At 65.9% G+C, this 13,571-nt stretch carries 9 protein-coding genes; 6 read left to right on the forward strand and 3 right to left on the reverse strand.

The window, feature by feature from the left end; genetic code table 11:
* The first annotated feature begins 162 nt into the window (after positions 1-162).
* From L0963_RS09095 to L0963_RS09115, 5 genes are all read left to right on the forward strand, one after another.
* Positions 163-1,569, forward strand: a complete 1,407-nt coding sequence (locus tag L0963_RS09095) for a M48 family metalloprotease (protein ID WP_442800560.1) — start codon at positions 163-165, stop codon at positions 1,567-1,569.
* A gap of 56 nt (positions 1,570-1,625) precedes the next feature.
* On the forward strand, positions 1,626-3,239 hold the full coding sequence (locus L0963_RS09100; RefSeq protein WP_234179258.1) for a DsbA family protein: 1,614 nt from the start codon (positions 1,626-1,628) through the stop codon (positions 3,237-3,239).
* Positions 3,240-3,250: 11 nt separating this feature from the next.
* Positions 3,251-5,065: a tetratricopeptide repeat-containing sulfotransferase family protein gene (locus L0963_RS09105; RefSeq protein WP_186401270.1), complete on the forward strand. Its 1,815-nt coding sequence runs from the start codon at positions 3,251-3,253 to the stop codon at positions 5,063-5,065.
* Positions 5,066-5,207: 142 nt separating this feature from the next.
* Positions 5,208-7,595 carry a TonB-dependent receptor gene (locus L0963_RS09110; RefSeq protein ID WP_186401271.1) on the forward strand — a complete coding sequence of 796 codons (2,388 nt, stop codon included), beginning with the start codon at positions 5,208-5,210 and terminating at the stop codon, positions 7,593-7,595.
* Positions 7,596-7,599: 4 nt separating this feature from the next.
* Positions 7,600-8,946, forward strand: coding sequence for an amino acid permease (locus L0963_RS09115; protein ID WP_062901174.1), 1,347 nt, complete (start codon positions 7,600-7,602; stop codon positions 8,944-8,946).
* Here L0963_RS09115 and L0963_RS09120 read toward each other — a convergent pair.
* Genes L0963_RS09120 through L0963_RS09130 form a run of 3 tightly spaced genes read right to left on the reverse strand, consistent with a single transcriptional unit; the run spans position 8,923 to position 12,907 of the window.
* Complete coding sequence (locus L0963_RS09120; protein WP_234179260.1) at positions 8,923-10,527, reverse strand: phytoene desaturase family protein; 1,605 nt, start codon at positions 10,525-10,527, stop codon at positions 8,923-8,925. The genes L0963_RS09115 and L0963_RS09120 overlap by 24 nt on opposite strands.
* Positions 10,524-11,744 (reverse strand): FAD-dependent oxidoreductase, encoded by a 1,221-nt coding sequence (locus L0963_RS09125; protein WP_267960593.1) that lies wholly within the window; start codon positions 11,742-11,744, stop codon positions 10,524-10,526. Before L0963_RS09125 ends, L0963_RS09120 begins: the two co-directional genes overlap by 4 nt.
* Positions 11,741-12,907, reverse strand: a complete 1,167-nt coding sequence (locus tag L0963_RS09130) for an aromatic ring-hydroxylating oxygenase subunit alpha (protein WP_234179262.1) — start codon at positions 12,905-12,907, stop codon at positions 11,741-11,743. The genes L0963_RS09125 and L0963_RS09130 overlap by 4 nt, the downstream gene beginning before the upstream one ends.
* A 21-nt stretch (positions 12,908-12,928) precedes the next feature.
* Between L0963_RS09130 and L0963_RS09135 the strand changes: the two genes are divergently transcribed.
* Positions 12,929-13,531 (forward strand): TetR/AcrR family transcriptional regulator, encoded by a 603-nt coding sequence (locus L0963_RS09135; RefSeq protein ID WP_186401275.1) that lies wholly within the window; start codon positions 12,929-12,931, stop codon positions 13,529-13,531.
* Positions 13,532-13,571 lie beyond the last annotated feature (40 nt).

Raw genomic sequence — 13,571 nt, forward strand, 5'->3', positions numbered from 1 at the left:
TGCATCGCGTAAAAAGATGGGCCCCCGTGCAAGCGGGGGCCCTTTTTTTGGACTGTCACCGCGGCGGCGACCATCTCTCGCCTTGCGCCCGCGCGGCTGGCGCCCCAATAAGTCTCCATGGCTTCAGTCGAGGTTCAGACGCGCGGCGCAAGACAGGCGGCGATGATCGCCCCGTCCCCGTCCCACATCCTGGCCCGGCTGGGCGCCTGGCGCGCCGCGCTGCGCCTGTTGATGACGCTCCTCGCCATGGTGGCCGTTGCCGCGCGGCCGGTGATGGCGCAGTCGATGCTGCGCGACGCCGAAACCGAGGCGCTGTTCCAGGACATGGTCGACCCGCTGCTCGTCGCGGCGGGGCTGCGTCCCGGACAGGTGCGCGTCCACCTGCTCGGCGACCGCAGCATCAACGCGTTCGTGGCGGGCAGTCAGGACATCTATGTCTTTAGCGGCCTGATCGAGACCGCCGACAGCGCCAACGAAGTGCAGGGCGTACTCGCCCACGAGCTCGGCCATATCATGGGCGGCCACGCAATCCGCGCCAGCGACGGCGCCAAGACCGCAACGGGCATCTCGCTGCTCAGTATGCTGCTCGGCGCCGCGGCGATCGCGGCGGGCGGCGGCGACGCTGGAATGGGCATCATGATGGCAGGGCAGCAGGCCGCACTCGGCAAATATCTGGCGTTCAGCCGGGTCCAGGAAGCGACCGCCGATGCCGCCGGCGCCCAATATCTGTCGAAGGCGGGGATCAGCGGCAGGGGCAGCCTCGATTTCTTCAAGAAGCTGCAGAACCTCGAATTTCGCTATGCCGTCAAACAGGATGATGATCAGGCCTACAGCCGCACGCACCCGCTGTCTGGCGATCGCATCCAGGCGCTTCGCGAAGTCTATGTCGTCGATCCGGCGTGGGACAAGCCGAGCGACCCCCAGCTCGAGGCCCGCTTCCAGCGCGTGAAGGCCAAGCTGCTCGGCTATATGGAAGAGCCCGAGCGGACGCTGCGCAAATATCCCGAAAGCGACAGGAGCGTGCCCGCGCGCTACGCCCGCGCTTACGCCTGGCACAAGAGCGCCTATCCGCAAAAGGCGCTGGACGAGGTCGATGCCCTGATCGCCACCAATCCCGAAGACCCTTATTTCCTCGAACTCGAAGGCCAGGTTCTGCTCGAATCCGGTCGGCCCAAGGAAGCGATCCCGCCGCTGCGCAAAGCGGTCGCCAACTCGAAATCGCAGCCGCTGATCGCCTCGACCCTCGGCCATGCGTTGATCGCGACCGAGGATCCGGCCAATTTTCCAGAGGCCGAGAAGGTGCTGAAGACCGCCGTCGCGCTCGATAACGAGAATCCGTTTGCCTGGTATCAGCTTGGAATTGTCTATGCGAACCGCGGCGATCAGGCGCGCGCCGCGCTCGCCTCGGCGGAACGCTACAGTCTCGAGGGTGGACAGCCGATGCTCGCGCTGCGTAATGCCGAAATGGCGATGCAGGGCCTGCCGCAAGGGTCGCCCGACTGGATTCGTGCACAGGATATTTCGATGGTTGCGCGCGCCGAGGTAGAACGGACGCGCAAACGGCGCTAGATTCACGACGAAATTCGGGGATGCATCGCAATTTCGCGAATGCACAAGGGCGACAAGTGACAGACAAGAAAGACGAATATTACCAGCCGTGGTTGCGCGACCCCACGCCGGCGCCCGATCCCCTGCCGCGCGCCGACGAGGGGCTGGCGAAGCCGAAGGACGCGCCCCCCGTCGGCATCGACGTCGGCCGCTATACGCCGCAGCCCGCTCCGGCGCGCGATCCGCGCGTCACGGGCGAGCAGCTGAAGGCGGGTGCGGCGCGGCTATGGAGTGCGATCCGGCACGGCGCTGCGGCCTTTGCCGACTGGACGATCGATGTCGGCGAACGCGCCGATATTCCCGCCCGCGTCGAGGCAATGGAGATACCGCGGCGGACGCGCGACCTTGCGCAGCGTTCGGGCCGCGGCGCCGCGCGCGCCGCGCGCGCCATCGGACGCGGATCGGCGAAGGCGGCGCGCAGCGCAGCAAGCGCGAGCGGCGAGGCGTGGGGCAAGATGGCGCTGGGCGACAAGGTCGCGAAAATTTCCAGCGAAGCCGGACGCGGGATCGGCGAAGTCGCGGGCAAGACGAAGGCCGGAATCGGCCAGGTCGCAGGTCAGGTTGCGCGCGCCGGCAAGGACGGCATCGGCGACGCCGCGAACAAGCTGCGTCCCGCCGCCGAAGAGCTTGCGCCGCCGCCCTCGGGGCTCGAACAATTGCTCGCGCGCGAAGAGGCAGAGGCGCGCGCCGCCGACGCCGGGAACGCGGGCGACCTGCCGCTCTTCGCCGGCGAAGCGATCCCCGCGACGCTGGCGGAAACGCCGGCCAAGGCAGCGGCAACAGCAATCGCGTCGGACGATGATCGCACCCCGCATGTCACGCCCCCGGCCAAGCCCAAGCCCGCGCGGACCAAGGCGATGACCGCGGGCCGCCTGCCGCAGCGCCAGGGAGGAATGATGGACGGCGTATCGACGCGAACCCTGCTGATCGGCGGCATCGCCGCGCTCGCGCTGCTCGGCGCGACCTTCTGGCTTGGCGGCCGCTTCGGCGGCGGCATGAGCAAGAGCGAGGTCGAGACGATCGTCGGCGACTATATTCGCGCCAATCCCGAAATCATCCCCGAGGCGCTGGAGGCGCAGCGCGACCGCGAAATGGCGAAGGCGATCGACGCGATCCGCCCCGCGCTCGAAAAGCCCTATGCCGGCGCCTGGGCGGGCAATGCCGACGGCGACGTCACGCTGGTCGTCTTCACCGATTATGCCTGCGGCTTCTGCCGGGCGAGCGTGCCCGATGTCGACCGGCTGGTCCGCGAGGACAAAAGGCTGAAGGTCGTGTTCCGCGAATTGCCGATCATCTCGCCGCAAAGCCGCGATGCCGCGCTGATGGCGCTCGCCGCCGCGCGGCAGGGTAAGTATGACGCCTTCCACCACGCGATGTTCGCAGCGAGTTCGCTCGACCCCTCGGCGATCGCCGCAGCGGCACAGCGCGCGGGCGTCGTTACCGACGGCAGCGCCGACGCGACCGCGAACGAGGCGTTGTTCCAGCGTGAACTCGACGCGAATCTGGCGATCGCGACCCAGCTCCAACTCAACGCGACTCCGACCTGGGTTATAGGCAACCAACTGCTCCAAGGCCAGGTCGGCTATGACACGCTGAAGCGCGCCATCGCCAAGGCCCGGTCCAAGAGCTGAGGCGCGCGGGTTTGGCGACCGTCACGCACGATCAGGCGCTCGCCAACGCCCGGCATCTGCTGGCGGGTCAGCCTGCCGCGGCGCTGGCGCAGGCTCGGGCGATTATCGAGGTTGTTCCGACATCGGCCGCCGCCCACCGCCTTGCCGCGCACGCGCTGCGCGCGCTCGGACGAGAGGATGAGGCGCAGGCGGCATCGCTCGACGCCGTCGGCGCGGCGATCCACGATCCCGAAATGATCGCAGCGGCGCTCGCCCTTGCCGAAGATCGGCTGCCCGATGCCGAGGTCGCGCTACGCGGGCGCCTGCGCGACGACGCCACCGATGTCGCAGCGATCCGCATGTTGGCCGAGGTCGCCGGGCGTATCGGCCGTTATGGCGATGCCGAAAAGCTGCTGATGCGGGCGGTCGAACTCGCGCCGGGGTTCGGCGCCGCCCGCGCCAATCTGGCGACGGTCTATTACAAGCAGAATCGCTTTGCGGAAGCCGTCGCGGCGCTCGATTCCGTGCTCGGCGACGATCCCGACAATCCGGCCCACGCCAATCTGAAGGCCGCCGCCCTCGGCCGTATCGGCGGCTATGACGAAGCGATCGCGCTGTACGAAGAATTGACCCGCCGCTTTCCCGGCCACGCCAAATTGTGGATGAGCTATGGTCATATGCTCAAGACGGTCGGGCGGCAGGACGACAGCATCGCGGCCTACCGCCATGCGCTCGCTACCGATCCCGGGCTGGGCGAAATCTGGTGGAGCCTCGCCAATCTGAAGACCATTCGGTTCGACGCCGCCGACCGATCCGCCATGGAAGCTGCGCTCGCCGATGCGGCGCCAACGGACGAGGCGCGCGCGGATGACCGGCTCCATCTGCACTTCGCGCTTGGCAAGGCCTATGACGATGCCGGCGATCATGCCGCAGCCTTTCGTCACTACGCAGCAGGCAATGCGATCCGGTCGGCGCAACTCGGCTATGATCCGGCAGATACGCGCGCCACGGTCGATGCCATCATCGCCCATTTTCCGGCCGAACGCTTTGCGGCAATGGCCGGTGCGGGCGCGCCCGATCCCGATCCGATTTTCGTCCTCGGCCTGCCGCGCGCGGGTTCAACGCTGATCGAGCAAATTCTGGCAAGTCATAGTGCGATCGAAGGCACGATGGAATTGCCCGATATTCCGGCGCTGGCGCTTAGCCTCGGGCGCGATGCGAAGGGCGACCCGCGTCGCTGGGTCGAAGCACTGGCCGATCTGCGCTCCGATGCGCTGGCCGACCTCGGCCGGCAATTTCTGGCGCGCACTGCAGTCCAGCGCAAGACGGACAAACCCTTCTATATCGACAAGCTTCCGAACAACTGGCTTTACCTGCCCTTCATTCGCCTGACCCTGCCCGGCGCAAAGGTCATCGATGCTCGGCGCCACCCGCTCGATTGCTGCTGGTCGAACTTTCGCCAGCATTTCGCCAAGGGTCAGGCGTTCAGCTATGGGCTGGCGGATATCGGCGCCTATTATCGCGACTATGTCCGCCTGATGGCGCATATCGACGCGGTCCAGCCGGGCCGGGTTCACCGCGTGATTCACGAGGCGCTGCTCGACGATCCGGAGGGCGAGGTTCGCGCGATGCTTGCCTATCTGAACGTCCCGTTCGAGGAGGCCTGCCTGGCCTTTTACACCAATGATCGCGCCGTGCGTACCGCATCCAGCGAACAGGTGCGCCGCCCCATCAACCGCGACGGCGTCGATCAATGGCGCCCCTATGACGCATGGCTCGACCCGCTAAAGTCGGCGCTCGGTCCGGTGCTGGAGGCTTATCCAGGGGTTCCACCGCTCGCCGACTAGCCCGCCGCGCGCAAATTCGTTGCCTTTGAGCAACAGCAGCCGACATTTTCGACTAACGCGCGCGCCGTTGCGATGACAATGCTTGCGCTTGCGCTGCACCGCGTCATTCTCCGTCACATTGTTGTCATCGAGGGGGGTCTCTATGCGGAATGTTTCAGCAGTGTTGGCGAAAGGCAGCGCGCTGCTGCTCGGCAGCACGATCCTGTGCACGTCGGGAACGGCGCTCGCACAGCAAACGACGCCGGCCAATGGCGACGACATCGTCGTCACGGCTTCGAAGCGCGAGCAGAATCTGCAGGACGTGCCGATGGCGATCACCGCGATCGGCACCGAAAGACTGGCCGAGTTGCAGGTCAAGGAATTTCAGGACGTCGTCAAATTCCTGCCGTCGGTAACGATCCAGACGGCCGCCCCGGGTTTTGCCCAGGTCTATTTCCGCGGCGTGTCGTCGGGCGAGAATGCAAACCATTCGGCCTCACTGCCGACCGTCGGCACCTATCTCGACGAAATGCCGGTGACGACGATTCAGGGCGCGCTGGACATCCATGCCTATGACCTTTCGCGCGTCGAGGCACTCGCCGGGCCGCAGGGCACGCTGTATGGCGCAAGTTCGATGGCGGGCACGATCAAGCTTGTCACCAACAAGCCCGACGCCAGCGGCACCTATGGCGAGATCGGGGCCGAGATCAATTCGGTCGCGCACGGCAATTTCGGCGGTGTCGCCGAAGGCTTCATCAACGCGCCGCTCGGCGAGCGCGCGGCGCTGCGCCTCGTCGGCTGGTACCGGCACGATGCTGGCTATATCGACAATATTCCGGGCAGCCGCACCTATCCGACCAGCGGCATCGTCCAGAATAATTCGGCCTATGTCGAAAACAACTACAACGACGCCGACACCTATGGCGCGCGCCTCGCGCTCGGGATCGAGCTCGACGACAATTGGACGCTGCGTCCGACGATCATGGGCCAGATCCAGAAGACGAACGGTAGCTATTCGCAGGAACGGTCGAGCGCCGTTACCGGCCAGCTGCAGACCGTCCAGTACAATCCCGAATGGAGCAAGGACAAATGGCTGCAGGCGGCCCTGACGATCGAGGGCAAGCTCGGCAATTGGGATCTGACCGTCACCGGCGGTCACCTGCGCCGCCGCACCGACGTCGCGAGCGACTATTCGGATTATTCCTATTTCTATGACGCGCTCTACGGTTCGGGCTATTATCTGCGCGACAATGCGAACAATCTGATCAGCCCCAACCAATATATCAACGGCATCGACCGTTATAAGAAGAGCTTTGTCGAGGCGCGCATCGCATCGCCAGCCGACGCACCGATCCGCTTTATCGGCGGCGTGTTCTGGCAGCGCCAGAGCCATAATATCGAACAGAATTATATCATCGACAATCTGGCCGACGATCTGAAGGTGCCCGGCACGGCCAGCGACATCTGGCTGACTAAGCAGTTCCGCGTCGACCGCGACTATGCCGCGTTCGGCGAGCTCAGCTACGACATCACCGACAAGCTGACGCTGACCGGCGGCGGCCGTCTGTACAAGTTCGACAACAGCCTGGTCGGCTTCTTCGGCTATTCGGCGGGCGTATCGAGCCGAACCGGCGTCGCCGCCTGCTTCGGTCCGGCGATCGTTGCCGGATCGCCCTGTACCAACCTCGACAAACGGACCAAGGACACCGGCTTCATTCACAAGCTGAACCTGACGTACAAGCTCAGCGACAATGCCTTGATCTATGGCACCTGGTCGCGCGGCTTCCGTCCCGGCGGGATCAACCGCCGCGGCACCCTGCCGCCCTATGGTCCGGACACGCTCGACAATTATGAGTTCGGCTGGAAGACCAACTGGGGTCCGGTGCGCTTCAACGGCGCCATCTATCAGGAGGACTGGAAAGACATTCAGCTTTCCTTCCTCGGGCTCAACGGTCTGACCGAAATCCGCAACGCGGGCGTAGCGCGCATTCGCGGCATCGAACTCGACCTCGGCTATCGCGAGGGCGGCTTCTCGATCAACGCCGGGATGAGCTACAATGATGCACAGATTCGCCGGGATTTCTGCCTGATCGCAAACAGCAGTTTCGACTGCACCCTGCCCGGCAGTGACGGCGCGACCAATGCGCTGCTCGCCCCGTCGGGAACGCAGCTTCCGGTGACGCCGAAGTTCAAGGGCAATCTGGTCACGCGCTACGAATTTCCGATCGGCGGCCTGGGCGGGCATGTCCAGTTCGCGCTCAACCATATCGGCAAGCGGCGCAGCGACCTTCGCATCTTTGAAAATGCGCTCAAGGGAACGCTTAAATCCTATACCACCGCCGATATCAGCATCGGCGTGAAGGGAGAGGATTGGAAGGCCGAACTGTTCGCGACCAATTTGTTCGACAGCAACGGCATCATCAATACGGGTGTCCAGTGCCTCGAAACCACCTGCGGCGATCCCGACGGGCTGACCGGCACCGGCGGGGTATTCTACGACACGCCGATCAGGCCGCGACTGATCGGGATCAAGGTCAGCAAGGAATTCTGACCGGGTGACGAACCCCGCACAGCAACAGGGCGAGGCCGGGCAGAAGCTCGGTCTCGCCATGTGCGTCGCGCTCGTCATGGGCAATATGATCGGGTCGGGGGTGTTCCTCCTGCCCCGGGACCTGGCGCCGCTCGGCTTGAACGCGGTCATCGGCTGGGGCGTGACGATCACCGGCACCCTGTGCCTCGCCATCGTCTTTGCGCGGCTTGCGCGGCGATTGCCCGGCGGCAGCGCGACGTTCACCTATGCCAATGCAGCCTTCGGCCCCGGCACGGGATTCACCGTCGCCTGGAGCTACTGGATCAGTTGCTGGACGGCGAATGCGACGCTCGCCGTCGCGGCGGTCAGCAATCTTTCGATCGTCATCCCCAGGCTGGGCGACAAGGGGCAGCTGCCCGCGCTGGTCGCGATCGGCTTCCTGTGGCTGTTCACGCTCATCAACCTGTCGGGCATCCGCCGCGCGGGCGAGACGCAGATCATCACACTGCTGTTGAAGCTGGTGCCGGTGATCGGCGCGGTGCTGGTCGCGGCTTGGCTGCTCGGTACCGGCGAAAGCCATGCCGCAGGGATGGCGCATACCCAGCCGGTCAGCCTGTCGGCAGTGAGCGGCGCGGCGACGCTGACGCTGTTCGCGCTGCTCGGCTTCGAAAGCGCCGCCGTCGTTGGCGACCGGGTGCGCGATCCCGAGCGGATGATCCCGCGCGCCACACTGATCGGTGCCGCGGCGACCGGCCTCCTCTATCTCCTGTCCTGCACCGCGGTCACCATGCTGCTGCCCGTCGAAACGCTGCAACAGTCGAACGCCGCCTATGCGACCTTTTTCGGAACGCTGGTCAGCCCGCTGGCGGGTGATATCGTCGCGGTCTTTGCCGCGATCGCCGCGCTCGGCGCGCTCAACGGATTCGTGATGCTGCAGGGCGAGATTCCGCGCGACCTCGCCCATCGCGGCCTGCTCCCTTCCCTTTTCGGGCGCGACAATCGTTTCGGGTCGCCGCAAATGGCGCAGATCGCGTCGAGCCTGCTCGCGAGCATCGTCGTCTATGCCAATTATTCGCGTGGCCTCGCCGAACTTTTCACCTTCATGGTGCTCATCACCACTTCGACCGCGATCATTCTTTATGTCGTCGGCAGCCTGTCGGCGCTGCGGCTCGAACAGGCGGGCAGCCTGCGCGTCTCGCCGGGCTTTGCAGCGCTGACCCTCGTCGGCTTCGGCTACAGCTGCTGGGCCTTCTACGGCGCCGGGATCGAGGCGAGCCTGTGGAGCGTCGCGATGACCGCGGCGGGGCTACCCATCTATCTGCTGATGCGGCGCCGCGGGGGCGCGGCCTCAGCGCCAGCGGGGCGCGAATAGACCGCGGTCGCGCAGGATCACCTGCGCCGCATTATGCCCCGGCGCGCCGGTGACGCCGCCCCCCGGGTGCGTTCCCGCCCCGCACATGTAGAGCCCCTTCACCGGCCCGCGATAGCCGCCATTGCCAAGCACCGGCCGCGCCGACCAGAGTTGATCGAGGCTCATATTGCCGTGCATGATGTCGCCGCCGACCAGCCCGAACTTGCGTTCGAGACCCTTGGGGCTGAGGCGCGTCTGCCCGACGATGCTGGCGCGGAAGCCCGGCGCATGCTTTTCGACCGTGTCGATGATGCAATCGGCCGCGGCTTCCTCCTCATCGTCCCAGTCGCGCCCGTCCGGCAATTCGGGTGCGAACTGCTGGCAGAAGAGGCTGGCGACATGGCAGCCTTCAGGGGCAAGGCTGTCATCGACGGTCGAGGGGATGAGCATCTCAACGATCGGTTCCTTCGACCAGCCGTCGCGCTTCGCATCCAGAAAGGCGCGGTCCATATAGTCGAGCGTCGGCGCGAGGATGATCCCCGACTGGTGATGCTCGCCCGGTTCGGGGAGGCAGGTGAATCTGGGGAGTTCGGACAGCGCGACATTCATCCGGAAGGTGCCGCTGCCTGCCTTGAAACCCTTGATCCGGCGTTCGAAATCGGCAGGCAGGTCGCCCGCGTCCACCATCCGTTCGTAAAGCAGCTTGGGTCCGACATTGGCGATCACCCGCGCCGCCGCAATCTCCTCGCCGCCGACGAGCTTGACCCCCACGGCCTTGCCGCCGTCGACGAGCACTTTCGCTACCGGGCTTTCGAGGCTGATTTCGACGCCATGATCGCGGCAGACCTTGGCCATGATCTCGGTGATCTTGCCCATGCCGCCGACGCTGTGGCCCCACGCCCCCTTCTTGCCGTTCACCTCGCCGAAGACATGGTGGAGGAGGACATAGGCGCTGCCCGGCGTGTCGGGGCTGGCATAGTTGCCGACGACGGCATCGAAGCCGAAGGCGGCCTTGACCGCCTCGCTCTCGAACCAGCTGTCGAGCATTGTACGCGCCGACTTGGTGAACAGGTCGAGCACATCGCGCTGCTGTTCGAGGCTGAGCGTCGCGAAGCGCCGCCCCTGCCGCGCGCCGTCGAGCAGCGTGCGCATGCCTTCGCCGACATTGGGCGGGACGCGCAGCGCAAGATCGCGGAGCAGTTCGGCGACATTTTCGAGCGCGTCATAATATTGCGGCAGCACCTCGGCATCGCGGGCGCTGAACTTGCGGAACTCGGCCTGCGTGCGTTCGAGCCCGGCGCCGAGTTTGAGATAGCCCCCATCCTCCTGCGGCAGGAAATTGCTGATCGGCCGTTCGATCACGCGATAGCCATGATCGGCGAGCTTCATGTCGGCGATCACCTTCGGCTGCAGTAGGCTGACCGTATAGCTCGCGACCGAATTGCGGAAGCCCGGCGCGAATTCCTCGGTCACAGCGGCGCCGCCGACGACGTCGCGCGCCTCCACGATACGGACCTTCAGCCCCGCCTTGGCAAGATAAAAGGCGCAGACAAGGCCGTTGTGGCCGGCGCCGATGATCAGCGCGTCATAGGCTTTGGTCATGAAAAATCTTTCGCAAGTGGGGACTGAACATGCTGCCGCCCGAAGCCGAGGCCGAGTATGCGGCCGGGAATCCGGCGCAGCAGCGGGATATGGTCGAGCAGGCGGATCGCGAGCGGTACATGATCGATCTTGCCGCGCAGCACAGGTTCGACGACGCGCCGGTGCGCAAAACGCTGCAGCGCCTGCATCTTTGTCGTGGGCTTCCATCGGCGGTCCTGCACCCGCGCGAGCAAGGGGTCGGGGTCGGCGCCGGCGACGAGCGGCACCGCAAGGATGTTCGCGGCGGCCACTGCATCCTGCACCGCAAGGTTGATCCCGACGCCGCCGACGGGCGACATGGCGTGCGCGGCATCGCCGATCGCGAGCAATCCGGGCTGCCACCAGCGGGTCAGCCGATCGAGCGCGACCGACAGCAGCTTGACGTCTTCGAAGCCGCCGATCGCGTCGATCCCGGCGGCGAGGCCCGGCGCTATCGAAACGATTGTCTCACGAAAGGCCGCGATACCGCGCGCCTCGACCGCCGCGAAGCCGCCCTTTTCGATGATCTGCGCGCACTGCCAATAATCGCCGCGCGGTATCGCGACGACCATGCCGCCTTTGTCGATCGTACCGAGCGGGGCTTCGGTCATGTCCAGATCCGCCGGCATCGGCACCCGGAACCATAGCACATCCATCGGTGCGCCAAGATCGTCGAGCGGCAGCCTGGCGGCATCGCGCAGCACCGAGCGGCGCCCGTCCGCGGCGATGACAAGGCGCGCGGGCAGCGTTTCACCGCTCGCCAGGGTGACGCCGTCGACGCGGCCGGCGGCATCGTGGCGCAATCCCGTCGCTTCGGTCGACATGCGCAGGTCGAAGGTGGGATATTTGCGGCCTTCGCGCGCGATGAAGTCAAGCAGATCCCATTGCGGCATCATCGCGACAAAGGGTGCGGCAACGGGCAGATGCTTGAGCGTCGCGATCGTGTAGCGGCGCCCGAGCAGGTCGAGCGTCATCGTGTCGATCGCGGCATGCGGAAGCGCGAGCAGCGCGCCAAGCAGGCCGATGTCGTCGAACAGATCGAGCGTCGAGGGGTGCACCGTGTCGCCGCGAAAATCGCGAAAAAAGTCGGCGTGCTTTTCGAGCACCGTCACCGCCACCCCGGCGCGCGCGAAGAGCAGCCCCGCGACCATCCCGGCGGGACCGCCGCCGACGATCACCACGGGCGCCGTGCCGGTCAATCGCGGCTCCACCCCGCCGCCGGCGCCTGCTCCAGCCGCGCTTCGGGGATGATCGCGCGCATCCGGGCACAGAAATGCTTGAGGCAGACTTCCTTGTCGCTGAGCGGTCCCATCTGGAAACTTTGCGATTGCATGCCCTGCTGGACGCGGGTGATCAGCGCCGTATCTTCGGCATTGACCTGACGATTGATGCGCCAGTTCAAATAGCGCGCGGCCTTCATCTCGCGGCGGGCATCGGGAAGCACGTAACTGATTTCGCGGATCAGGCAGCTCGTCGGGCCGGTCGGCAGCCACTGCATGAAATCGACCTGATCGGGGTAGATGTCGAAGGCGACATTGGGCCACAGCTTGAAATAGAGCCAGTGCCGCTGGTTCGCTTGCGGCAGGTGCGGGACCGGCGGCAGCAACCGCTGATAGAGCCGCTCGGACCAGTTCGCCGACGGTCGGTCGGCGAGGTCGCCCCACATTCGATCGACGCGATCTTCGGCTTCGACGCCATAGCTTTTTCCGAACAATCGCGTCAGGCCGGGGTGGGCGACGGGAATGTGCAGGCCGTCCGAATAATTGTCGCCGACATTCTTCCAGTTCACATCGCGCGAGCGCAGCGTGACGCGCCCCAATGCGCCGAGTTCCGCGAAACGATAGGGTTCGACCATCGCTTCATAGGGCGCCATCATCGCGGCGACCGACGGGCCGCCGTCGTCCTCCAGCCGCACGAACCAGAAGCCGCGCCATTGTTCGAGGCCGACGGGCGCGAGCCCCGCCTTTTCCTTGTCGAGCGTCGGATAGCTCGCCGAATCGGGAACGCCCGAGAGTCGCCCGTCGAGTTCGTAGGTCCAGGCGTGATAGGGGCAAACGAGCTTCTTCGCGCAGCCCGCCGCGCCGTCGACCAGCCGCGACCCGCGGTGGCGGCAGACGTTGGTGAAGGCGCGCACGACGCGGTCGGCGCCGCGCACGACGATCACGCTTTCGCCGCAATAATCGATGCTGTGCCAGTCGCCCGCCGCGGGAATGTCGCTGTCATGACAGACGACCTGCCAGCTCGGGCGGAAGATGCGCGCCATTTCGGCGGCGTAGAAATCGGGGTCGCTGTAGGTCCAGGCCGGGAGCGACCAGCCGTCGAGCGGATCGGGATGCGAATCGCGAAGAGGTGCAGTTGCCATGGCTCGTTCCTTGTTATACACATGTATAACAATATGACCGCCGCTCGCCAAGCCTTTACGCGCGAAAGTGCCGACGCCCGCCGGGCCGACCTGATCGACGCGACCGCGGCATGTCTTGCCGAGCTTGGGCTGGCGGGAACGAGCGTCCGCGCGATCTGCGCGAAGGCGGGCGTGTCGCCCGGGTTGCTGCGCCATTATTTCGGCGGCATCGACGATCTGATCGCCGCAGCCTATCAGGCGACGAGCGACCGGATGGATGCGGTCTTCGCCGCCGCCACCGACGCGGCGGGCCCCGATCCGCACACGCGGCTGACCGCCTATCTGACTGCCAGCTTCCGCCCGCCGGTGACCGACCCGCAATTGCTCGGCGCGTGGACCGCTTTCTGGGCGCTCGCGCGCAGCGATGCGCGCATGGCGGCCATCCATGCCGATAGCTATGCCGGTTATCGCGCCCGGCTGCGCGACCTGCTCGCGCCGTGCGGCGCGCGCGACCCCGACCAGCTCGCGATCCTGCTTACCGCCATGGTCGACGGGCTGTGGCTCGAACTGTCGCTCGACGCGAGCAGCTTCGGCGCCGATGCGGCGGCGGCGATGGTCGAGCGGGCGGTGGCGGCGCTCATATAATCGTCGCCCCCGCGCGGGCGGGGGCGACGGCATAGGTTCG

The sequence above is a fragment of the Sphingopyxis sp. NFH-91 genome, assembly GCF_021401285.1.
GTDB lineage: Bacteria > Pseudomonadota > Alphaproteobacteria > Sphingomonadales > Sphingomonadaceae > Sphingopyxis > Sphingopyxis terrae_A.

Excerpts from the sequence above, each read along its gene's own strand:
- L0963_RS09135 (WP_186401275.1), top strand. The coding sequence starts at position 12,929 with ATGTATAACAATATGACCGCCGCTCGCCAAGCCTTTACGCGCGAAAGT.
- L0963_RS09130 (WP_234179262.1), bottom strand. The coding sequence starts at position 12,907 with ATGGCAACTGCACCTCTTCGCGATTCGCATCCCGATCCGCTCGACGGC.
- L0963_RS09095 (WP_442800560.1), top strand. The coding sequence starts at position 163 with ATGATCGCCCCGTCCCCGTCCCACATCCTGGCCCGGCTGGGCGCCTGG.
- L0963_RS09120 (WP_234179260.1), bottom strand. The coding sequence starts at position 10,527 with ATGACCAAAGCCTATGACGCGCTGATCATCGGCGCCGGCCACAACGGC.
- L0963_RS09110 (WP_186401271.1), top strand. The coding sequence starts at position 5,208 with ATGCGGAATGTTTCAGCAGTGTTGGCGAAAGGCAGCGCGCTGCTGCTC.